General features: G+C 55.7%; 22 protein-coding genes. 19 read left to right on the top strand and 3 right to left on the bottom strand.

Annotated elements, in window-relative coordinates:
- Window positions 1–7: 7 nt before the first annotated feature.
- Entirely contained in the window at window positions 8–874 is an 867-nt protein-coding gene (rsmI, locus tag J2125_RS08125; protein WP_017801384.1) for a 16S rRNA (cytidine(1402)-2'-O)-methyltransferase, read from the bottom strand.
- Between the two features lie 62 nt (window positions 875–936).
- On the opposite strand from rsmI, the gene J2125_RS08120 reads away from it, so the two are divergent.
- The 4 genes from J2125_RS08120 to dolP are packed head-to-tail and all read left to right on the top strand — an operon-like array spanning window position 937 to window position 4,504.
- Window positions 937–2,964, top strand: coding sequence for a penicillin-binding protein activator (locus J2125_RS08120; RefSeq protein ID WP_017801383.1), 2,028 nt, complete (start codon window positions 937–939; stop codon window positions 2,962–2,964).
- The gene (locus J2125_RS08115; RefSeq protein ID WP_017801382.1) at window positions 2,922–3,317 is read left to right on the top strand and encodes a YraN family protein; all 396 of its coding nucleotides are present in this window, start codon (window positions 2,922–2,924) and stop codon (window positions 3,315–3,317) included. The genes J2125_RS08120 and J2125_RS08115 overlap by 43 nt, the downstream gene beginning before the upstream one ends.
- Before the next feature lie 13 nt (window positions 3,318–3,330).
- Window positions 3,331–3,921, top strand: coding sequence for a DnaA initiator-associating protein DiaA (diaA, locus tag J2125_RS08110; RefSeq protein ID WP_017801381.1), 591 nt, complete (start codon window positions 3,331–3,333; stop codon window positions 3,919–3,921).
- A 10-nt stretch (window positions 3,922–3,931) separates the two neighbouring features.
- Window positions 3,932–4,504 carry a division/outer membrane stress-associated lipid-binding lipoprotein gene (gene dolP / locus J2125_RS08105; RefSeq protein ID WP_017801380.1) on the top strand — a complete coding sequence of 191 codons (573 nt, stop codon included), beginning with the start codon at window positions 3,932–3,934 and terminating at the stop codon, window positions 4,502–4,504.
- Window positions 4,505–4,552: 48 nt separating this feature from the next.
- On the opposite strand, the gene J2125_RS08100 is transcribed toward dolP, so the two are convergent.
- Window positions 4,553–5,257 carry a pirin family protein gene (locus J2125_RS08100; RefSeq protein ID WP_017801379.1) on the bottom strand — a complete coding sequence of 235 codons (705 nt, stop codon included), beginning with the start codon at window positions 5,255–5,257 and terminating at the stop codon, window positions 4,553–4,555.
- Between the two features lie 136 nt (window positions 5,258–5,393).
- Here J2125_RS08100 and J2125_RS08095 point away from each other — a divergent pair, with 136 nt between their 5' ends.
- The 15 genes from J2125_RS08095 to J2125_RS08025 all read left to right on the top strand — a co-directional run bounded on the left by J2125_RS08095 (window position 5,394) and on the right by J2125_RS08025 (window position 21,853).
- The gene (locus J2125_RS08095) at window positions 5,394–6,290 is read left to right on the top strand and encodes a LysR family transcriptional regulator (protein ID WP_017801378.1); all 897 of its coding nucleotides are present in this window, start codon (window positions 5,394–5,396) and stop codon (window positions 6,288–6,290) included.
- A 444-nt stretch (window positions 6,291–6,734) separates the two neighbouring features.
- Complete coding sequence (locus J2125_RS08090; RefSeq protein WP_017801377.1) at window positions 6,735–9,074, top strand: autotransporter family protein; 2,340 nt, start codon at window positions 6,735–6,737, stop codon at window positions 9,072–9,074.
- Complete coding sequence (locus J2125_RS08085) at window positions 9,074–9,907, top strand: alpha/beta fold hydrolase (protein WP_017801376.1); 834 nt, start codon at window positions 9,074–9,076, stop codon at window positions 9,905–9,907. Before J2125_RS08090 ends, J2125_RS08085 begins: the two co-directional genes overlap by 1 nt.
- A 210-nt stretch (window positions 9,908–10,117) precedes the next feature.
- Complete coding sequence (locus J2125_RS08080; protein ID WP_083865641.1) at window positions 10,118–10,768, top strand: hypothetical protein; 651 nt, start codon at window positions 10,118–10,120, stop codon at window positions 10,766–10,768.
- Window positions 10,765–11,076 (top strand): YjeO family protein, encoded by a 312-nt coding sequence (locus J2125_RS25260; protein WP_017801374.1) that lies wholly within the window; start codon window positions 10,765–10,767, stop codon window positions 11,074–11,076. The genes J2125_RS08080 and J2125_RS25260 overlap by 4 nt, the downstream gene beginning before the upstream one ends.
- 90 nt (window positions 11,077–11,166) lie before the next feature.
- Window positions 11,167–12,237: an ABC transporter ATP-binding protein gene (locus tag J2125_RS08070; protein ID WP_017801373.1), complete on the top strand. Its 1,071-nt coding sequence runs from the start codon at window positions 11,167–11,169 to the stop codon at window positions 12,235–12,237.
- A gap of 25 nt (window positions 12,238–12,262) precedes the next feature.
- Window positions 12,263–13,252: an ABC transporter substrate-binding protein gene (locus J2125_RS08065; RefSeq protein WP_017801372.1), complete on the top strand. Its 990-nt coding sequence runs from the start codon at window positions 12,263–12,265 to the stop codon at window positions 13,250–13,252.
- Window positions 13,253–13,256: 4 nt separating this feature from the next.
- The gene (locus J2125_RS08060) at window positions 13,257–14,996 is read left to right on the top strand and encodes an ABC transporter permease (RefSeq protein WP_017801371.1); all 1,740 of its coding nucleotides are present in this window, start codon (window positions 13,257–13,259) and stop codon (window positions 14,994–14,996) included.
- Window positions 14,984–16,054 carry an MBL fold metallo-hydrolase gene (locus J2125_RS08055; RefSeq protein ID WP_017801370.1) on the top strand — a complete coding sequence of 357 codons (1,071 nt, stop codon included), beginning with the start codon at window positions 14,984–14,986 and terminating at the stop codon, window positions 16,052–16,054. Before J2125_RS08060 ends, J2125_RS08055 begins: the two co-directional genes overlap by 13 nt.
- An 8-nt stretch (window positions 16,055–16,062) precedes the next feature.
- Complete coding sequence (locus J2125_RS08050; RefSeq protein ID WP_157819446.1) at window positions 16,063–16,689, top strand: protein-tyrosine phosphatase family protein; 627 nt, start codon at window positions 16,063–16,065, stop codon at window positions 16,687–16,689.
- Window positions 16,690–16,756: 67 nt separating this feature from the next.
- The gene (locus J2125_RS08045) at window positions 16,757–17,863 is read left to right on the top strand and encodes an ABC transporter ATP-binding protein (protein ID WP_017801368.1); all 1,107 of its coding nucleotides are present in this window, start codon (window positions 16,757–16,759) and stop codon (window positions 17,861–17,863) included.
- 32 nt (window positions 17,864–17,895) lie between these two features.
- On the top strand, window positions 17,896–19,167 hold the full coding sequence (locus J2125_RS08040) for an ABC transporter substrate-binding protein (protein WP_017801367.1): 1,272 nt from the start codon (window positions 17,896–17,898) through the stop codon (window positions 19,165–19,167).
- Window positions 19,168–19,183: 16 nt separating this feature from the next.
- Window positions 19,184–20,080, top strand: coding sequence for a carbohydrate ABC transporter permease (locus tag J2125_RS08035; RefSeq protein WP_017801366.1), 897 nt, complete (start codon window positions 19,184–19,186; stop codon window positions 20,078–20,080).
- Window positions 20,077–20,922 carry a carbohydrate ABC transporter permease gene (locus J2125_RS08030; protein WP_017801365.1) on the top strand — a complete coding sequence of 282 codons (846 nt, stop codon included), beginning with the start codon at window positions 20,077–20,079 and terminating at the stop codon, window positions 20,920–20,922. Before J2125_RS08035 ends, J2125_RS08030 begins: the two co-directional genes overlap by 4 nt.
- Before the next feature lie 16 nt (window positions 20,923–20,938).
- Window positions 20,939–21,853 carry a metallophosphoesterase gene (locus J2125_RS08025; protein ID WP_017801364.1) on the top strand — a complete coding sequence of 305 codons (915 nt, stop codon included), beginning with the start codon at window positions 20,939–20,941 and terminating at the stop codon, window positions 21,851–21,853.
- A gap of 41 nt (window positions 21,854–21,894) precedes the next feature.
- Here J2125_RS08025 and J2125_RS08020 read toward each other — a convergent pair whose 3' ends face one another.
- Window positions 21,895–22,875 (bottom strand): glutathione S-transferase family protein, encoded by a 981-nt coding sequence (locus tag J2125_RS08020; protein ID WP_017801363.1) that lies wholly within the window; start codon window positions 22,873–22,875, stop codon window positions 21,895–21,897.
- Between the last annotated feature and the right edge of the window lie 55 nt (window positions 22,876–22,930).

Genomic DNA, 22,930 nt, shown 5'->3' with positions numbered 1-22,930 from the left:
CTCTTTGTCACCCCTCTTGCTGTTCCAGTGCGTACTTATACAGCGCATTTTTCTTCAGGCCGTGGATCTCAGCAGTGATTGCCGCCGCTTTTTTCAGCGGTAATTCCGCCTGTAACAACGCCAGGGTACGCAGCGCTTCCGGCGGCAGGGCATCTTCGGCCTGCTGTTTATAGCCTTCGATAATCAGCACCATCTCGCCTTTGCGCCGGTTTTCATCCTCTTTTACCCACGCCAGCAGTTCACCAATCGGCGCGCCCTGAATCGATTCCCAGGTTTTGGTGATTTCGCGCGCCAGCACCACATAGCGATCGGCGCCAAGAACGGTGACAATATCCTGCATACTGTCGAGCAGGCGGTGGGTGGATTCGTAGAAAATCAGGGTGCGCGGTTCCTGCTCCAGCGCCCGCAAGGCGTCGCAGCGGCCTTTGCTTTTCGCTGGCAGAAACCCTTCGTAACAGAAACGGTCGGACGGTAATCCGGCGGCGCTTAATGCGGCAATCGCCGCGCAGGCGCCAGGCAATGGCACTACGCGGATCCCGGCTTCGCGACAGCGGCGCACCAGGTGATAACCCGGGTCGTTGATCAAAGGCGTGCCAGCATCGGAAACTAACGCTATGCTTTGGCCTTCCTGCAACTTCGCCAGCAATTGCTCTGCTTTCTGCTGTTCATTATGATCATGGAGTGCGAACAGGCGCGCATTGATGGCGAAATGTTGTAGCAACAGTCCGGTATGACGTGTATCTTCCGCAGCGATCAGATCGACGCTCGCAAGCACCGTCAGGGCACGCTGGGTGATATCCCCCAGGTTACCGATCGGTGTAGGGACGATGTAGAGCGTGCTGGCAGAAATATCTGCCCGATCGAGTTGTTTCATTGTTTCATCCGAATTGCCGATTTAATATTGAGCATCTTGAAAAAAACATCACTGGATACAGTATGCTTCCTTCAAAAGTCGTTCGTAATAAAGCAGGACGCTTCGTGCCTGTACTTCTCGCTGCACTTATTCTGGCTGCCTGTACCGGCCAGGCGCCGCAAACTCCCGGTGCGAATGTTGAACAACCTGCAACCAAAAATTCCGACTACTATTTGCAGCAAGTGCAGCAAAGCTCAGATGATAACAAGGCTGACTGGCAATTACTTGCCATACGTGCACTGTTGAATGAAGGGAAATACCCGCAAGCCAGTCAGCAGCTCAGCCAGCTGCCCGCCCAGCTGAGCAATAGTCAGCAGCAGGAGCTGCAGTTACTGCAGGCGCAGAGCGCGCTTGCCAGCCAGGATATGGCCGGTGCGCAGGGCATTCTCGACAAGCTGGACCCGTCGGAACTGTCGTCAGATCAGCAGAGCCGTTACTGGCAGCTACAGATTGCCGCCAACCAGAATCGTCCGTCGCTGACGCTGTTGCGCGCTTATGTGGCGCAGGAGCCGCTGCTGCAGGGTGACGATCACCAGAAAAATATCGATGCCACCTGGCAGACGCTGGTGCAGATGACGCCGGACCAGATCAACAGTCTGGTGATTAATGCTGATGAAAATACGCTGCAAGGCTGGCTGGATCTGCAGAGCGTATATAACGCGAATCGCAACGATCCGGATATGCTGAAGGCCGGAATTGCCGACTGGCAGACCCGCTACCCGAACAACCCGGCGGCGAAAACCCTGCCGACGGCGTTAAGTCAGGTGCAGAACTTCCAGCCGGCATCCACCGGTAAAATTGCGCTGCTGCTGCCGATGAGCGGCCAGGCGCAGATTTTTGCCAATGCTATCCAGAAAGGCTTTAACGACGCGAAAAACGGCGTGTTAAGCGCCGCGCCACAACCGGCGGCCACTCAGCCTGGCGATATTGCGCAACCGGTCAGCGCGCCAGCTGATGGCGCTAACCCGGTGGTCAGCCCGTCAGCGACGGATAGCGCGACGACGGATACCAGCGCCACACCACCCGCCGAGGCGCCGCAGGCCAGCACCCCGCAAGTGGCGGCTGCGGCCAGTAATGCCGAAGTGAAGGTGTATGACACCAGTTCACAGCCGCTGGACCAGTTACTGGCGCAGGCGCAGCAGGATGGCGCCACGCTGGTGGTCGGTCCGCTGCTGAAAAACAACGTTGACCAGCTGGCAAACAGCCAGACGCCGTTAAATGTACTGGCGCTGAATGAACCTGGTCAGATCCAGAACCGTCCGAATCTTTGCTATTTTGCACTTTCTCCTGAAGACGAAGCGCGCGATGCTGCGCATCATATCTGGGAGCAGGGCAAACGTACGCCGTTGTTACTGGTTCCGCGCGGTGCGCTTGGCGATCGTATCAGCATCGCCTTTACCGGCGAATGGCAGAAACTGGGTGGTGGCACGGTGCTGAAGCAGCAGTTTGGTTCCACCGGCGAGCTGAAGCAGGGGATTAACAGCGGTGCGGGCATCAGCCTGAGCGGTACGCCAGTCAGCGTGCCGCAGCCACAGACGCAGGATGTGAGCATTGCCGGTCTGAATATTCCGGCGCCAGCGGATACTGCGACGCCAGCAGCGGCCTCTTCTGGTCGTGTGGATGCCACTTATATTGTCTCGACGCAGAATGAGTTACAGCTGATTAAGCCGATGATTGCTATGCGCGTCAGCAGCCGCGATAACGTCGCGCTGTATGCCAGTTCGCGTAGCTTCCAGGCGGGCGCCGGTCCGGATTACCGTCTGGAGATGGAAGGCTTGCAGTTTAGCGATATTCCGCTGCTGACTGGCGCTAATCCGGCGCTGATGCAGCAGGCGGCGAAGTCATTTAACAATGACTACTCACTGGTGCGCCTGTATGCGATGGGCATTGATGCCTGGACGCTGGCGAATCACTTTAGCGAAGTTCGGCAGCTGCCAGGTTTCCAGTTAAGTGGTAACACCGGTAAGCTGAGCGCCACTCAGGATTGCGTGATCAACAGGAAGTTGTCATGGAGCCAGTATCGTCAGGGACAAATCGTTCCGGCCAGCTGAGTCGCCAGCAGAAGGGGGCGGGCTATGAGTTAATCGCCCGCCGCTATCTGGAACAGGCCGGATTGCGGTTTGAAGCCGCCAACGTTCGTTTTCGTGGCGGCGAGCTGGATCTCATTATGCGAGACCAGCAGCAATGGGTATTTGTTGAAGTGCGCTACCGGCGTGATGCCCGCTTCGGCGGCGCAGCGGCCAGCGTAACGCGCCACAAACAGCAGAAATTATTACGGGCGGCGGCTATCTGGCTGGCGATGCGCAATGCCAGTTTTGATACAGTGGATTGTCGTTTTGATGTCGTTGCTATCACCGGGGATCAGCTTGAGTGGTTGCCCGATGCGTTTAATGCACAAGATTAGAGTCGGGTGAAAAGTGCTGGAAAGAATAAAAGGTTGTTTTACCGAGAGTATTCAAACACAGATCGCAGCAGCTGAAGCCCTGCCTGATGCCATCTCGCGTGCGGCCCTGACCATGGTTCAGTCTCTGCTTAATGGCAATAAAATCCTGAGCTGTGGCAACGGTACCTCCAGCGCCAATGCTCAGCATTTTGCCGCCAGTATGATCAACCGCTTTGAAACCGAGCGTCCGAGTTTACCGGCTATCGCTCTGAGCGCCGACAACGTGCTGTTAACCGCCATTGGTAACGATCGTCTGCATGATGAGATCTACGCCAAGCAGGTGCGCGCGCTGGGCCATGCCGGTGATGTTTTGCTGGCGATTTCAACACGCGGCAACAGCCGTGATATTGTAAAAGCGGTTGAGGCAGCGGTAACGCGTGATATGACCATTGTCGCGCTTACCGGTTATGACGGCGGTGAGCTCGCCGGTTTACTGGGACCACAGGATGTGGAGATTCGTATCCCCTCACACAGAAGCTCGCGGATACAGGAAATGCACATGTTAACGGTGAATTGCCTGTGCGATTTGATAGATAACACTTTATTTCCCCACCAGGATGTTTGAAGGAGCTTAAATGAAGGCATTATCTGCAGTTGCAGTGATTCTTACCGCGCTGATGCTACAGGGTTGTGCAGCAGTGGTTGTGGGTAGCGCAGCCGTCGCCACGAAAACGGCAACTGACCCACGTACCGTCGGCACTCAGGTTGATGATGGTACTTTAGAGCTACGCGTCAGTAATGCGCTGGCAAAAGATCAACAAATCAAAAATGACGCACACATTGTCGCAACCGCGTATCAGGGCAAAGTACTGTTAACTGGTCAGGCGCCGAACAGCGAGATCGCCAGCCGCGCCAAACAGATTACCATTGGGGTTGATGGTGCAACCGAGGTGTATAACGAAATTCGTCAGGGCGCGAAAGTGAGCCTGGGCACCGCCTCTTCTGATACCTGGATCACCACTAAAGTCCGTTCACAGCTGCTGGGCAGCGATCAGGTGAAATCCTCGAATGTCAAAGTGACCACCGAGAACGGCGAAGTGTTCTTGCTGGGTCTGGTGACACCTGAAGAGGGTAAAGCGGCAGCGGATATCGCCAGCCGGGTGAGCGGTGTGAAACACGTAACTACCGCGTTTACGATTCTGAAATAACGGCTCGATCTGATACAGGGGCGGCTTTTGCCGCCCTTTTTTATGTCTTTACACTGGTAAATCAATCACCAGTGCGCGCAGCGGCGTCTCTGCGGTTAGCGTGACACTGGCCTCTTCTTGCAGGAAGGCGCCATCGCCACAGGTCAGCGCCTGCCGCTGGCGGGAATGGGTTTCCGCCTGTAACGCACCATGAATTGATTGCAGATAAGCGCGGGGCCCATGCAGTTTTGCCGTCCAGCTTTCGCCCGCCTGCAGATCAATATGGTGGATCCACACCTGCTGACGCAATTGCAGGCTGTCACTGACGCCATCCGGCGAAGCCAGCAAGCTATCAACCTGACGCGTATTGATTTTTACCCGCTGAATCAGCGCATTCTCGCGTTCCGGACAGGCATCCAGCCACAGTTGCAGACGGGTTAAAGGCGTATCTTTACTGAGATTGTGCTCGCTCCAGGTGACTCCCGCCTGCGCCGACAGCAGCAGCGCCTCACCGGCACGGGCGCTGGTATGGTTACCTTCGCTGTCGCGATACTCTGCTTCACCCTGCAGGATCAGATTCAGGATATCGACTTTCGGATAGCTGCGCGGCTGGAAAGAGGCGCCTGGCGCCAGCACTTCCTGATTCAGTACGCGCAGCGACGCATAGCCGAGCAGTTGCGGGTCAAAGTAGTGTCCAAAGGAGAAAGTATAGCGAGCCTGCAGCCAGCCGTAATCGGCCTGGCCACACTCTTTCGCTGCACGTGATGTAATCATAATTGTTTTAACCTCCAGCGTCGTCCTGCCCCAGAGTAGCGGACGCTCTTCATGATTCCATGGTAAGTTTCTGGACGCCGGATTGTTAGCCAGTTAATCTGCTGGGTATATTCAAATTTCCTGACAGAGAATCCTGATGGCTAAAGATCGGGCCTTAACGTTAGAAGCTTTACGGGTGATGGATGCTATTGATCGACGCGGCAGTTTTGCCGCCGCGGCCGACGAGCTGGGGCGCGTGCCGTCTGCGCTCAGCTATACCATGCAGAAGCTGGAAGAGGAGCTGGATGTGGTGCTGTTTGACCGCTCCGGCCATCGTACAAAATTTACCAATGTTGGTCGCATGCTGCTGGAGCGCGGGCGGGTATTGCTGGAAGCCGCCGATAAGCTGACTACCGATGCCGAAGCGCTGGCGCGTGGTTGGGAAACGCATCTGACGATTGTCACTGAAGCACTGGTGCCGAGTGAGCTGCTGTTTCCACTGGTGGAGAAGCTGGCGGATAAAGCCAATACCCAGATTTCGCTGATGACCGAGGTGCTGGCTGGTGCCTGGGAGCGGCTGGAACAGGGGCGGGCCGATATTGTGATTGCGCCGGATATGCATTTCCGCGCCTCGTCGGAGATCAACACACGCAAACTGTACACCATGGTCAGCGTGTATGTCGCCAGCCCGGATCATCCGATTCATAATGAGCCGGAGCCATTGTCAGAGGTGACGCGGGTAAAATATCGCGGCATAGCGGTGGCAGATACCGCGCGCGAACGACCGGTACTGACCGTCCAGCTGCTGGATAAACAGCAGCGCTTAACCGTCAGTTCGATTGAGGATAAGCGTAATGCATTACTGGCGGGGTTAGGCGTGGCCACTATGCCTTATCCGCTGGTGGAAAAAGATATCGCCGCCGGACGTCTGCGCGTGGTCAGCCCGGAATATTCGCGCGAAATTGAAATTATTATGGCCTGGCGACGTGACAGTATGGGCGAAGCCAAAGCCTGGTGTCTGCGTGAGATCCCGCGTCTGCTGGCGAAACGTTAATGCCCCAATCACTATTCCTCATTCAAATGTAGGGGCGGCGTTCTCGCCGCCCGTCCGGCCACACAGGCGAAAACTTGAGTCTTTTCTATCTCCCGATAAGCACTATAAAGTTGCTGTTTATCGCCTTATGTTAATGCCATTTCAGTTTGTAATATTCTGTGTGCGACATCTGTTTATCCCTTGTTATAAACCAGCGGTGTTTGAGGTATGTTCAAATCCCTCCTGTTTAGAACAGATGCCTGCCTCAGGGACTGCGGCGAGTCATTGATCACTACACCGGTGATTGTTGAGTTTGTTTAAGCCATGCGTATCAACGGAACGATACAACAATCACTCTCAATTATTCTTGTGTAGGAAAGAGCAATGATATCTGCGCCGTTTAGGGTTAAACCTTTAGTTCTGGCTATAAGTTCTGTTATCGCATTGCTGCCTCAGGCTGAGGCGGTGCCATCCTCAATCACCATCGCTGATACTCGCAGCAGCAGCCAGATTTTCAACAGTGCCACCTACAGTTCACTGGATTCAGTCACGGTGACTGATACTGGTGTGGTTAGCGCCCCGGGTGGTTATGCGCTAAATAACACCACGGCTATTGGTACGTTGACCAATGCCGGGTCAGTCTCCGGCTATTATGGTATTTATAACCATGCAGGCGGGGCGATCGGCAGTCTGGTGAACGCCGGTAATATTACGGCAGCTGAACTCGGTATTATTAGTGAAGGTGGCACAATAGATTCTTTATCAAATACCGGTGTTAACAATTCTCGTATTGGCATTTATGTACGTAACGGTGGCTCAATAAATACTCTTAGTAATAGCGGCACCATTAGCGGCACATTGGGTATTGTCAGTGAGCAGAGTGGTGGCCCTATCGGCAGCATTGATAACTCCGGTCTGATCAGCGCTTATTATGCTATTTACAACTCTGGCGGCACAATTGGTCCGATCACCAACAGCGGCATAATTCAGGGGGATATCATTTCCTCCAGCGGTCTGACCATTAACGGCGGCAGCGGCTCCACCTTTGGTACTCTGACCGGCTTTCAGCCAGAGACTCAGGGAAACATAAATATCAGCAGCGGTGACTTAGTCTTCGCTTCCGGCAATATGCTGCTAAACGATAATATCCGGGTGAACAGCGGCCAGGTACTAAACCAGGCGGCAACACTGCAGATCAATAATACGGTCATCATCAACGGCAACTATAGCCAGGACAGTAATGCAAATCTGCTGATTGGCGTCGCGGATAATGCGCTTACCACCGGTGATATTGCCACTGACAGCGGCTATGGACGTTTAGTGGTCTCCGGCACGGCCAATATGGCCAGCGGTTCCGGTGTTTCGCTGGTGAAACTGGGCAACTATGCGTTTGCTCAGGGGCAGCGCTATGTGGTGGTGCAGGCCGCCAGCAGCGGTACCGAGTACAACGCCAGCACTCTGAACTACCGCGTCAGCGGCTATAACGGCGCGCTAAAAGGGTCGGCGGTGACCGACAGCGCCGACAGCAGTAAGACGGACCTGGTGGTTACGCTGGTTGCCGATCCCGTTACGCCAGCGACGCCTGTTACCCCAACAAATCCAGCTACACCAACAACGCCAACGATTCCGGTGACGCCAGCTACCCCAACCACGCCGGGTAGCTCCGAACCCATCAGCTTTGCCACAACGTCCGGCGCAAAATCAGCCTTTGCTGGTTTGTTTAACTATCCTGGCACCGATGCGTCACTGCTGAATGTCTTTAACGCCAGCGCTGCGCTGGGCAACTCTGCTGCTGCTAACCGTGCTGGCGCCCAGCTGAGTCCGGCGGCGATGGCTTCCGCTGCGGCAAAAGCCTCTTCTGCGCCGACCAATGCGGTGCTGAATGTTATTTCACAACGTGCTGATGTGATGCGTCAGTCTCCGGCAAGTGGTATCGCCACCGGTGAAAGTGACAGTGATATTGCGGTCTGGGGTCGTGGTTTTGGCGGCGTCGCCAGCCAGGATCAACGTGATGATATCTCAGGCTACGATGCACGCTTTGGTGGCCTGCTGATAGGCGCTGATGCTGCCGTTAGCGAGCGCCTGCGTCTCGGCGGGCTGACCAGCTATGCTGGCACCGCCGTTGATAACACCGGTGATAACAGCGGCAGCAAGGTCAATATCAAATCCTGGGGACTGTTTGGCTATGCTAACTACGATGCGCAGCCATGGTTCTTCGATCTCTCCACCGGCGTGGTGCATCACCGTTACGAAACTAACCGTCGTATCGACTTTAGCGGTTTTAACGGCGAGGCCAATGGCGCGTTTGATGGCATGCAATATATTGTCGCCGGGCAGACCGGTTATCCGCTGCAACTGGGCGCCAGCGACACCACGCTGACGCCGATTGCCGGAGTGACTTACAGCATTCTGCGTCAGGACGGTTATCGCGAATCAGAAGCTAACGGCGCAGGACTGACGGTATCAGACGCCACCAGCACCTCGCTGAAAAGCGATCTGGCGCTGAAGCTGGAGCACAGCTTTGCAATGCCTGCTGGCGAGCTGGTGCCGTTTACCCAGCTGGGATGGCGTCATGAGTACCATGACAGCGCCCCGCAGTCAGTGGCGAACTTCTCCGCTGACAGTACCGGCTCTACCTCGTTTGTCAGCAGCGGCTCGCGTCCGATTGCCGACACCGCAGTGCTGTCGGTGGGTACGACACTGGTTCGTAACAGCGATCTGAGCCTGTCGCTGATCTATACCGGCGAAGCCGCTCACGGCTATGACAGCCACAGCGGTAACCTGCAACTGCGCTGGCAGTTCTGATGTCGCCGGGTTCGCTTGCGCAACTGACGCTCAGAGGGCTGTTACTGCTCTCTCTGCTGACGGGCTGTGCCAGCGATCCGGCCATTTATGCGGATCAGATGGTGCGCCCGGCGGGTTTGCAACGGGAAACCGTACAGGCGCCGCCATTTGTGCTGGCGGCATGGGTGCGAATCACCCGTGCCGACCAGCCGCTGCATATTTATATCGAAGGGGATGGCCGCGCCTGGCGTAACCGTTATCAGCCAGCGGACGATCCGACACCGCACAAAGCCATTGGCCTCAGTCTGGCGGTGGCCGATAATGCGCCGAATGTGCTCTATCTCGCCAGACCCTGCCAGTTTATCCCGATGTCGCAAAATCCACGTTGTCGGACAGATTACTGGACCGGCAAACGTTTTGCGCCGGAAGTGATCGCGTCAATTAACGAAGCAATCTCACACTATACAATCCGCACTCCCGCCCAACCGATCGTGCTGACCGGCTACTCAGGCGGCGCAGCGGTGGCCGCACTGGTGGCGGCACGACGTCAGGATGTAGCGCTGTTACGCACGGTAGCTGGTAATCTCGACCATATTGCGGTTAATCGCCTGCATCAGGTGTCGCCAATGCCTGACTCTCTTAACCCTGCTGATGAAGTCGCGCGTATTGCCGCTATTCCGCAACGCCATTTCAGCGGCGCAGACGATAGGGTTGTACCGCCGTCGATTGGCCACGATTTTGCCGCCGCAGTGGGTAAATGCGCCAGCTGGCAAGTGATCGCCGATATGGGCCATGAAGGCGACTGGGCGCGAGTCTGGCCGCAACTGTTGCAGCAGCCGGTTTATTGTCAGTGAGAAATTGCTTCCCTGTAATTATCCCGTTTTTGTTCTTCCTCACAGTTTTTATATTTATATTTCTACAATACATGTGAATCTGTTCTCATTGATATGTTGGTTCAGTATGCTGCTTTATGAATGGAGCCGGATTGATAAAAAGACAAGGAGTCTGCTATGATTAATCCATTTTGCAAAGTTGATTAATTAGGTTTTCCGCACTTTACTGCGGTGGATTATATACGTTTTAGATTTTTACCTAATAATCAGCGTTTTTTGACGGGTAATAATTATCTTTGGGCCTACAAAGCTGGGTTCCTTGTTTACAATAGAGATCGAATAATGCATTACGCCAGAGAGTATAATATTCCTGTTTTACTCCTTGCTGGAGTCGCCGTTGCCGAAGCTGGTGGTAAACCAGACAGGATGAAAGGGTATGGAGTTCTGCAAATACGACAACTTATTGATTTAATAAATCGAAATAATTCACTATCTAATAGTACCTCTGTTGGCGCACTGGCAATACAGCTCAGAGCTGCGGCTGAAACAATGGGGATTGATGCTGTTAAATTGACGTCCGGGCAGCAGCTTCAGCTATCGGTTTGTTTATTAAATAATGATTTCAATATAAAAGTGGTTGCTAAGCATTTGCATGATTTGATCCTACATGATTATCCAGATGCTGATACCGCAAAATTAACGGATGAACAGATAATTGTTGCTGGTTCTCGTTATAATCGAGGAATTCAACGTTCTAAGAGTGATTTTATTGACTCCATCCACGCCCCCCTGGGTTCCCCTCAGAGAGCGTATTCTGAATACGGAAGACGCATTATTGAAAAGCGGGAAACTATCGAAAATATCATGAGGCTTGCCCATTGAATATCTGGAAATCCCTGTATCTTCTGGCTTATGGTCTGTTTTGCGCCGTAATTATCGATATGTTTTCCTTCCTTGATTATGAGGAGATGGTGGGGAAGGGTGAAATAACCAATGTTTGTGTAGTATTAAGAACGCTGGTAGTGGACGATACGCGTGACGTTTTAGCGCCTTTGGCTTTTTTGCTTATCTTACCGCTATGCTATCTCGCAGTAAAAAAGAAACTAAAATCATGGCCACTTAATATCATCACTATGTTGTTATTTATTTTCTGGCTATGGCGTTTTTTCCTCAGGTTCAAATTTTGTTAATCGATTAATTATAAGCGTAGCGTCACCGGGTTGTAACAATTCCCCGCTATCGTCAGACAACACACACTCTGGTGAGTTTAGCCTGGCGTTATGTCTGAAATCGTAATTAAGCAGCTGTGCAAATCCTTTGGCTCACAGAGCGTATTGCAGGATGTCACGCTGCATATTCAGCACGGCGAATTTGTTGCCGTCCTCGGCCCTTCGGGCTGTGGCAAAACCACGCTACTACGCACGCTGGCCGGCTTTGAAACCATCGATAGTGGTTCTGTCCGCATCGGCGAGCGCCTCTGTTCATCTGCAAACCTGCATTTACCACCGGAAAAACGCCAGCTGGCGATCGTCTTCCAGAGCTATGCGCTATGGCCGCATATGAGCGTGGCGGAAAACATCGAATACAGTCTGAAAGTCAGCGGCGTTGCGACCGCTGAACGGCGTCAGCGCACGCAAAGCGCGCTGGAACGGGTGGGACTGAATGGTTTCGGCGAACGTAATCCTGCCGATCTCTCCGGCGGCCAGCGTCAACGCGTGGCGCTGGCGCGCTGCCTGGTCGCGCGTCCGCAGGTGGTGCTGCTCGATGAGCCATTAGCTAACCTTGATGTCCATCTGCGTGCGGCGATGGAGGAGGAGTTTGCCCGTTTTCATCGCCATTCCGGCGCTACGCTGCTGTATATCACTCATGACCAGCAGGAAGCGATGGCGATTGCCGATCGCGTGGTGGTGATGGATGCCGGGCGGGTGATGCAGTTTGCCAGTCCGCAGACTTTATACCGCGAGCCTGCCAACGAAATGGTGGCGCGCTTTATCGATGATGGCCGGGTAATTGCCGTCACCGATATTGAACCGGACCACCATGGCTACGCCTGGCTAACGCTACTCGGCGTTCGTCTGCGTCTGCGCGCCAGCGCTGAGCAGCAGACTGCGCCACAAGGCAAAGTCTGCCTGCACGCGGCCGATTTACGCCAGGCGCGCGGCGATGAAGCCAGCTTTGCGGTGCGCATTCAGCGCCTGATTTATCGCGGCGGCTACAGCCAACTGGACGTAGAGCCAGAGGCCGACAGCTGTCGTTTAACTCTTCACCTGACTGATGCGCAACATCTGCGCTGCGGCGACAGGCTGATGCTGACCGCTGATGATGGTTGGGTGATTCCAGCAGCAAAATAAGACGATTGTTAAGGATGCCCGGGACATGTTCAACACCAGTACCAATCTGAAAACCCTGCTGATATCTGGCGCTTTACTGGCAACCACCACCGCCGCTGCCGCAGATGGCAAGCTGGTGGTCTATACCTCTCAGGCGCCGGAAATCGCCCAGCAAACCATCGATGCGTTTAAAGCCGCTAATCCGGCTATTGAAGTGGAATGGACGCGTAACGGCACCACACAGCTAATGAACGTATTGCGCACTGAAGCGATGAGTGGTCAGGTGAAAGCCGATGTGCTGCTGGTCGCCGATGCCATTAACCTTGGTGCGCTGAAAAAGCAGGGCCAGCTGATGGCTTATGCCGATGCGCCGGTCAGCAATATCAGCGCCGATTTTTATGACAAAGATAAAACCTGGTTTGGCACTAAAATTATCGCCACCGTGATTGGCTATAACACCAAAAATGCCAGACCGGTTGATAGCTGGATGGCGCTGACCGATGCCAGCAATAAAGGCCAGGTCGCAGTGCCAAGTCCGCTCTATTCCGGCGCGGCGCTTTATCATCTGCATACCGCGATTAACACCGCGGATATTGGCTGGGCATTCTATCAGAAGCTGGCGGCCAACGGCGTGACGCCTGAAGGCGGTAATGGTCCGGCGCTAAAAGCGGTGGCCAGTGGTATGGCGAAATATGGTGTGATCACCGATGCCGATATCATTCGCGCGAAAAAGCAGGGCTCGCCGATTGATCTGACTTATCCAAAAGAGGGCGCCTCCTTTGTTACTGAACCGGTCGCGATTCTCTCCGGCGCCCATAATGTGCCAGCGGCGAAGGCCTTTGTTGATTTCCTGCTGTCGGAAAAAGGTCAGCAACTGGTGGCGCTACAGGGCAACCGTCCGATTGATAAGCGTGTCGCAGCGCCGGATGGCTTTGCGCCCATCGACAGCATCAAGCTGCTGACGCTGGACAGCGATAAAGCGGTGGCCGACGACAAACAGGTACGGGCGAAATTCAGCGAAATCTTTGGCGGATAACCCGATGAGCATCGCGCAGGAGTATACGCAAAGTCCCCCTGTTCGCCAGTGGCGCTGGCTGCGCACGGAGACCAGCGTGCTGTGGCTGCTGGCGCTGCTGATCGGTCTGTTATCGATAGCGCCATTAACCCGGCTGATCTGGGCGGCTATTGCCCCGGAAGGGATACCGGATCTGACGCGTGCCTGGCATCTGCTTAGCAGTACGAAAGTGCTGCGCGCCACCGGTAATACGTTGGGCATTGCGATAGCGGCCACGGCAATTGCCGTGATACTCGGCACCCTCGCCGCCTGGTTAGTGGCGCTGACCAATATGCGCGCCAAACGGGCGTGGGTATTCGCCTTTATTCTGCCGCTGATGATCCCTCCGCAGGTAACGGCGCTGGCCTGGGTGCAGGCACTGTCACCCGCCAGCTGGATTATCACCCTGTTAAACAGCATCGGTTTGCCGCTGGCCAGCGATGGTCAGCAGCCACTCTATTCGGCGAGCGGTATTATCCTGCTGCTCGGTCTGCATAACGCGCCGCTGGTATTTCTGTCGGTGCGCGCCGGTCTGCGCCGCCTGCCGGCTGATCTGGTGGAAGCGGCGCGGATCACCGGCGCTTCGCCGTTGCGGGTGATGTATACGGTGATCCTGCCGCTGGCGCGCCCGGCGATCTTTGCCGGTGCCGCGCTGTCATTTGTCGCTGCGGCGGGAAACTTTGGCATTCAGGCGATGCTCGGCATCCCGGGACGGGTGCCGACACTGATTACCCTGATCTATCAGCAGCTAAATAACAGTGGCGCTGATGCGCTGCCGGATCTGGCGCTGTTGTCGCTGTTAATTGCCGCGATCACCGTCACCGGTCTGGTGCTGAGCCGGGTGCTGGGTGGCCGTCGCGATGTGCGGGTGACCGGCACGCCGCGTCAGTTGCAGCAACCGCTGGGCCACTGGCGTTTACCGCTGGAACTGCTGGTGTGGATAGCGATTATTCTGACACTGGCGCTGCCACTCTCTGCGCTAATTACCACCTCACTGACCAGCGGTTTTGGTCAGGGGCTTAACTGGCAAACCCTGACCTGGGTGAATTACCGCAACGCACTGTCAGATTTCCCGGCGATCCGCAACGCCTTCTTCACCAGTCTCGGTCTGACCTTGCTGGCAGTGGTGATCCTGACGGCAATGGCGCTGTTTATGGCTTTCTTCCTTACGTGGCAGCGCACGCGGCTGGTGCGGATCCTGGAGCTGTCGAGCGAGCTGGCTTACGCGCTGCCGGGCATTGTTATCGGTATCGCCGCGATTCTGTTTTTCCTGAAACCGCTACCGCTGCTGGATATCAGCCTGTACGGCACGGTGTGGATTATTCTCGCCGCTTACTTATCCAACTTCCTTGCGCTGGTGCTGCGTCCGACGCTGGCCGGATTCGCCCAGATTGAGCGTTCGCTGGATGAGGCGGCGCAGCTGGCGGGCGCCGGTTTCCTGCGCCGGATGCGCGATATTCTGTTGCCGCTGGCGGCGCCTTCCGCTATTGCCGGGGCGATTCTGGTGTTTCTGACCGCGCTGAATGAAATTCAGGTGTCGGTTTTACTGGTCACCGCCAACAGCCAGACGCTGGGGCCGATGATTGTGGCGCTGGATGAAGGCGGTTCCTCGACGCTGGCGGCGGCGGTTGGCTGCCTGATGATCGTCGTGGTGCTGCTGTTTATGCTGCTGGCTTCACGGCTGGCCAGACGTTTACCTGAAGGGGTCCTGCCATGGCAAATCTGACGGTAGTCAGTGGCGTCGGCGATAAACTGCCCGCGGCTTTTCTGGTGGAGCTGCATGGCTTTCGCCTGCTGTTTGATTTAGGCGAGGGACCGCAGGCGGGGATCCGTCCCGATATCAGTGGACTGGGTAAAGTGGACGCTATCTGTCTGTCCCACTCCCATGAAGATCATACCGGTGCGCTGGATTACCGCGCGCAGCTTGGCAATCCGCCAGTATTTGCCACCGCGCAGACCTGGCAACAGCTGACCGACAGCGGTATTGACGCCGGTGATCGTCATCTGTTGCCGTTAAAAGGCCATGTTTCCGTCGGACCGGTTGCGCTGCTGTGCGGGCGCAGCGGTCATGCGCCAGGCTCGGTATGGTTTCATCTGCCGGATAACGGCGGGCTGACCTATATGGGCGACTGGAGTCGTGAATCGCGGCTGCTGCCTTTTGATCTGCCGCCTGCGGCGAATCTGCTGATTACCGATGGCTCGTATGGCGATCGCGCCGAACCGCTGGCGCAACAAATCAGCCGTATCGCTGAGGCTGCCCGTGGCGGCGCGGTATTACCGGTGCCAGCCCATGGTCGCGGACCGGAGATGGCGCTACAGCTGCTGGTGCAGGGCATCAAAGTGCTGCTCTGCCCGGAGGTGCGTAAAGAGGTGGCGCAGTTGCTGCACGAACCAACCGCCATCTGCTCGCGCCTGCAACTGCGTTTGCTGGAGCTGTTGCATCACCAGCCTGAGCAACCCGACTATACTCAGGGGCAGGTGATTATCGCCACCGATGCGATTGCGGACGGCGGGCTGGCGGCGCAACTTAGCCAGCGCCCGGGTTTTCGCTTTATTTTCAGCAGTCATGTGGCCTCCGGCACCCGCGCCCGCCAGATGCTGGATGCGGAGCAGGCCATCTGGTTGCCGTGGAATGTGCATCCGGTACTGGAGGATCAGCTGATGCTGATCCGCGCCACGCGTGCGCGCCAGGTGGTGGCGGCTTTTGTACCTGAAGCACAGACCCGGCAGCTCTCATCGCTGTCGCCTGCCCGACTTAACTGGCAAAGCAGTATCGAATTTTAGGGATTATGATGAAGTTAACCGAAGAAGCGCAGCAGGCACGGCGTCAGGCCGAAAAAAAACAGGATAAACAGGCCGTGTTATTACGTGCGGCAAAGCTGCCCGGCAGTGACCGCTGGCTGTGGCTGGGTAATCTGCCCGCCGCGCAGGATGGCGCGCTGCTGCTGCAAAGCGGTATTACCTCGACGCTTAATCTGGCGGTAAATCTGCACCCCACAGCGCTGACGCTGGCGGATGGCACCACGGTGCGTCGCACACAGGTAGGGTTGATCGATGGCGCAGGCAATAACGCCAATCATCTGCTGGCGGGGGTGCTGGCACTGGATGGCATGGTGCATCAGGAGAGCCCCGGCAAGCCGTCCTATCCGTTGCACCGGTGCGGCGATATTCTGGTGCATTGTCGCGGTGGCCGCAGCCGGTCGGTGGCGGTGCTGGCGCTGTATCTGACTTTTACCCAACCGGCTAAATATCCCGATGTCACTGCGGCGCTGGCTCACCTTCGGCAGCTGCGCGGCACTGATGAGGCACACCCCTGCCAGCCGCTGATGACGCTGATTAATCAGGTGGCTGAGATGCCAATCCGCGATTATTTGTTCGCCGCCAGCCGCAGTGTGCAAACGGTGTCAGAAGGTTCGTAAAAAATTCATTTAACTGTAACTGAGAGTCTCTATTTTGTTCTGACTGACAGCGGCCAGGATGGAAAAGATGACTTACCTCACACTAAAAGAAATAAGAAAAACATGGGGTTATAAGGTAGCGCTTGATGGCGTCAGCTTTGACGTCAATGAGGGAGAGTTTGTTGCGCTGTTAGGCCCTTCCGGCTGTGGCAAATCGACGCTGTTGCGTACCATTGCCGGACTGGAGTCCGCTGAACAGGGGCAGATCCACATCCAGCAACGCGATGTGACCTGCTGCACCCCCGCACAGCGCAAACTGTCGATGGTCTTCCAGTCTTATGCCCTGTTTCCCCATCTTAACGTGCGTGAAAATCTGCTGTTTGGCCTGCGCGCGCGGGGCGAAGATCCGCTCGGTTTTGCCCGCCGGCTGGCGGATGTCAGCCGCTTAATGGAGCTTGAGCCGTTGCTGGATCGTTTGCCTGCCCAACTCTCCGGCGGACAGCAGCAGCGCGTGGCATTGGGACGAGCGGTGATTGCGCAGAACAAACTCTGTCTGATGGATGAGCCGCTGTCTAACCTCGATGCCAAACTGCGTCAGGGCATGCGCCGCGAAATCCGTGCGTTGCAGAAGAAACTGGGGCTGACGATGGTGTATGTTACCCACGATCAGACCGAAGCGATGAGCATGGCCGATCGCATTATTCTGCTTAACGATGGGCGCATTGAGCAGCACGATACCCCGGATATGCTTTACAACAGCCCCGCCAGCATTTTCACCGCCCAGTTTATTGGCGCGCCGCCGATGAATATTATCCCGCTACAGCGGCACGGTAGCCGCCATCACCTCAGCAATACCCCGATGGTGGTGGTCGACAATATCAACGAGCCAGCTCTTAGCCTTGGCGTTCGCGCCGAAGAGATCTCACTGGTCGCCGCAGCCAGCGCCATTACCACGGCACGCATTGTCAGTTACGAGTATATGGGCGCCGATACGCTCGTCGCCTGCCATCTGACCGGTGATAACACTTTCCTGACCGTGAAGGTGCCCGGTATGCAGAAATTTAGCGAAGGCAGCCTGACCGGTTTGTACTGGCCAGCCACCGCGCAATATCTGTTTTCCACTGCAAGCGGGAAGCGGCGTTTTGACGCCGAACAGGATTTCTACCCGATAGCACAGCAATACGCCATCCAATAATCAACTATAACTTTTTCATTTTAAGGGAAAATATGTCGATTTCATTTCGCCTGACCGCCGCTGTTCTGCTGCTGAGCGCCACTTCGGCTTTTGCTGCTGACGCGGTGAAGCTGCAAATGTATTACCCGATTGCTGTTGGCGGTAAGGTCAGCAAAACCGTTGAAGGGCTGGTCGCCGATTTTGAAAAGCAGCATCCGGATATCAGCATCCAGCCGGTATATACCGGTGACTATGCCACCACCGTGACCAAGGCGCTGACCGCTTTCCGTGGCGGCAATGCGCCGCAGATCGCGGTGATCGGCGATATTGAAGCCTATTCCCTGATTGATGCCGGCGCGATTTTACCGATCAGCGATTTTGCCAGCGACCAGGCCGGTAAGCAGTGGATCGACGGTTTCTATCCGGCATTTTTGCGCAAGATTGATGGCAAAGTGTGGGGTATCCCGTTCCAGCGCTCAACGCTGGTGATGTACTGGAATAAACAAGCCTTTGAGAAAGCCGGTCTGAATGGCGATACCCCGCCAGCCAGCTGGCAGCAGGTGGTGGATTTCGGACAGAAACTGGTGGTGCGCGATGGCAACCAGGTGAAGCAGTGGGGGATTGAAATTCCTTCTACGCCAAATGGTTACTGGATGTTCCAGGGCATGGCCGCCACCAACGGTGGCCGGGTAGATAACGGTAAAGGCACGGCGGTAAGCTTTAATACGCCAGCCAATGTTGAGGCATTACAGTGGATGACCGACCTTGGGCAGAAATATAACCTCTCTCCACAGGGCGCAATTAACTGGAGCACCACGCCCCAGGACTTTATTGATGGCAAAACCGCGATGATGGTCACCACTACCGGTAACCTGGCGACGGTGCGTGAAAATGCGAAATTCCCGTTTGGCGTCGCCATGCTGCCGGAGAAAACCGGACGCGGCAGCCCGACCGGCGGCGGCAACCTGTACCTGTTTAAAAACACCACGCCGGAACAGCAGAAAGCCGCAGTGACCTTTATTCAGTGGTTATCCGCGCCGGAACAGGCTGCACGCTGGAGTATTGCGACCGGTTATGTCGCCAGTTCCCCTGCCGCCTGGGATACGGTGGCGATGAAAGAGTATGTGGCTAAAGTACCGCAAGCGCTGGTGGCGCGTGAGCAGCTGAAGTACTCCCAACCCGAGCTGTCGACCTACAACAGCGTGCAGATCCAGGAACTGCTGAACCATGCGGTGGAAGCCGCAGTGACCAAAGGTAAAACGCCTGAGGATGCGCTGGAAGGCGCTCAGAAACAGGCCGACCGCCTGTTGAAGCGTTACCAGTAGCAGAGGAGCGAGCGTCATGTTCCTGACCGCAACGCGCGGCACTCACTTTCGCCTGCAGCTGTATGGCTATCTGCTGTTGTTACCGGCGGTGGCGATGCTGATTGCTTTCACCCACTATCCGGCGCTGGCCACCCTCTGGCAGAGCCTGTTTAGTGCGGCGCATAACGGCAAGCCGGCGAACTTTGTCGGGCTGGAAAACTATCTCGCACTGCTGGAGGATGACACCTTTATGCTGGCGCTGCGAAATAACCTGCTGTATGCGCTGGTGACTATACCGCTGGCGGTGGGGCTGGCGCTTTTGATGGCGCTGGCGGTCAATCGTGGGATGAAAGGGACGGCGCTGGCGCGCGCCGCCTTTTTTATCCCTTCGCTGTTGCCGATGGTGGCGATTGCCAATCTGTGGCTGTTTTTCTATACCCCGCAGATCGGCTTACTGAACCAGCTGCTGGCGCTGTTTTCGCTGCCAGCGGTCAACTGGCTCGGCGATCCGCAATCTGCGCTCTACAGCCTGATGGCGGTTTCCGTCTGGCGTGAAGCCGGATTTTTTATGATTTTCTATCTCGCCGCGTTGCAGCAGATCGATCCTAAGCTGGCGGAGGCCGCCGCAATTGAAGGCGCCTCACGCCGCTATTTTTTTCGCCGTATTCAGTGGCCGCTGTTAATGCCGACCACGCTGTTTATTCTGATTAACGCCTCAATGAACGCGTTCCGCGTGGTCGATCAGGTGATCGCCATGACCAACGGTGGCCCGGATAACAGCACCAGCCTGCTGCTGTTTTATATTTACCGCACCGCATTCAGCTACTGGGATCTGCCTTATGCGGCGGCGATGACCGTAGTGTTGCTGGTGATGCTGGCGGCGATTGCGCTGATCAAATTCAACCTGCTGGATAAGCGAGCCCATTACCAATGAGCCAGTTAACCACCACTATTGCGCCAGCGCGGACGCTGTCGCTACGCAAACTGTGTCTGAACAGCCTGATTATTAGCGGCGCGGTGCTGTGGATGCTGCCGGTGCTGGTTGCTGCATGGGTGGCGATGCATCCGGTGTCGGCGCAGGGTGGATTCTCGTTGTTTGCGCCCCTGACCTTGCAGAATTTTATCAACGCCTGGCACGCCGCACCCTTTGGCCGCTACTTTATCAATACTCTGTTGCAGGTGCTGCTCATCGTGGTGTTCCAGCTGGTGCTGGCGACAATGGCGGCTTATGCGCTGGTACGTTTTCGCCTGAAAGGCGGCGGGATTATTTTTTCGCTGATCCTGTTGCAGCTGATGATCAGCCCGGATGTGTTAATCCTCAACAACTACCAGACCATTGGCGCGCTGGGTCTGCGCGATACCCTGCTGGGGATTGCGCTGCCTTATTTTGCTTCGGCTTTCGCTATCTTCCTGCTGCGCCAGACTTTTAAAAGCATCCCGCTGGTGCTGGAAGAGGCGGCAATCGTCGAAGGCGCCAGCCGTTTTTATATCCTGCGCAAAATCTATATTCCGCTGGCGAAACCGGTGTATGTCGCTTTTGCGCTGGTATCGATCAGTTTTCACTGGAACGATTTCTTATGGCCGCTGGTGATTGCCGACTCGGTTAACGTGCGGCCTTTAACCGTGGGGTTGCAGCTGTTTTCCGCACCGGAGCAGGGCGTGCAGTGGGCGTTAATCGGCGCTGGCACCCTGATGACCTCATTACCGCTGCTGATTCTGTTCCTCGTGTTCCAGCGCCAGTTTGTGCAATCTTTTATGCGCGCTGGCATCCGCTAATCTGATGGACGCCACTATGACAACTTTGCTTACCGGGCAACAAACCCGCGCGCTGGGAGATGTCAGCTCGCTGTATCAAATCGCCGATATCGGCGCGGTTCCTGCTGGCCCGCTGCGCTTTGGCTTAATTGCCGATCCGCAGTATGCCGATGCCGACGCGCAGCCCGAATTTAACCGCTACTATCGGCACAGCCTCGCGAAGCTGTCACAGGCTATCGACCAGCTTAATCAACAACCGCTGGCGTTTGTCGCCACACTGGGGGATTTAGTCGATCGTGACTGGCGAAGTTACGCCACCGTGCTGGCCTGTTATGCCCGCCTGCATCATCCACATATGGTGATCACCGGCAATCATGATGCGGATGTGATTTCGCGTCAGCTGGCGGCACAGCAGCCTGCGCTGCCGTTGCCTAAACATTACTATCAGTTCAGTCTGCCCGGATACCGGTTTATCGTGATTGATGGCAATGATGTCAGCCTTTACTGCAATGTGGCTAACGGTGACAGCCATGCGCAGGCGCGCGCATGGCTTACCACCCTGCAGGCCGACGGGCGATTGCAGGCGCAGAGCTGGAACGGCGCTGTCGGTGAGCAGCAGCTGGAGTGGCTGGAGCACAATTTGCAGCAGGCGCAGGTGGCAGGGGAAATAGTACTGGTCTTCGGTCACTACCCACTGACGCCGGACAATAAGCACAACCTGTGGAATTGCGAGCGGGTGGTGGCGCTGTTATGTCGCTATCAGGTGCGCGCCTATTTTGCCGGGCATTTCCATCGTGGTGGCTATCACCGTATCGGCAATACCGATTTTATCACGCTAAAAGGGATGCTGGATGGCAGCGAAGAGACGCCATTTGCGGTAGTGGAAATTTGCGGTAATCAGCTGAAGATTGAGGGTTACGGCACGGAAATTAGCCGTGATCTGTCAATATAAAGGGAGCCGAAAACGGCTCCCCTACAAAATCCGTCGCGCTATTACAGATGATCGCGGCCATGCGGTTCATCCCAGTTAAACGCCGGGCCGATGGAGATTACGCCGTGCGGATTAATGGTTTTGTGGCTGCAATAGTAGTGATGACGGATGTGCGCCAGATCGACGGTTTCGGCAATGCCCGGCATCTGATAGATCTCACGCAGGAAACCATTCAGGTTCAGATAGTCGCCAATCCGATGCTTGTCGCATTTAAAATGGGTGACATAGACCGGATCAAAGCGCACCAGCGTGGTCCACAGACGCAGATCGGCTTCGGTCAGGCGGTCACCGGTCAGATAGCGATGTTGTCCCAGCATCTGCTCAAGACGGTCCAGTGAACTGAACAGGGCGGTCACCGCTTCATCGTAGGCTTGCTGCGAAGTGGCGAAGCCGCTTTTATACACACCATTGTTAACTGTGTCGTACACCCAGCTATTCACTTCATCGATACTGCTGCGCAGTTCCGCCGGATAGTAATCACCGGCGCGGGCGCCAACACCATCAAACGCCGAGTTAAACATACGGATAATATCGGCGGACTCATTGCTGACAATGGTATTCAGCTGCTTGTCCCACAGTACCGGCACGGTCACGCGTCCGCTGTACTCTTTGTCGGCATGCAGATAGAGCTGATAGAGGAATTCGTTCTGATACAGGCTGTCGCCGGTGGCCGCCGGGAAATCATCATCAAAGGTCCAGCCGTTTTCCAGCATCAGCGGATGCACTACCGAAACCGGGATCAGCTCTTCGAGCCCTTTCAGCTTGCGCATTAACAGCGTGCGATGCGCCCACGGACAGGCAAGAGAGACATACAGATGGTAGCGGTCGCGTTCGGCGCGGAAACCGCTTTTGCCGGTCGCACCGGCTTCGCCATCAGCGGTAACCCAGTTACGAAAGGCTGATTCAGAGCGTTTAAAACGCCCGCCGGTGGATTTGGTGTCATACCAGTTGTCGTGCCAGACACCGTCAATTAGTTGTCCCATAAATCCTCCAGAAAAAAACGAGGCGAGGATGTTGTCATCCTCGCCCTGATATTAC

The organism is Winslowiella toletana (genome assembly GCF_017875465.1).
GTDB lineage: Bacteria > Pseudomonadota > Gammaproteobacteria > Enterobacterales > Enterobacteriaceae > Erwinia > Erwinia toletana.
Note: the sequence above shows the minus strand (reverse complement) of the source record. Positions and strands in the feature narration are given on the sequence as shown.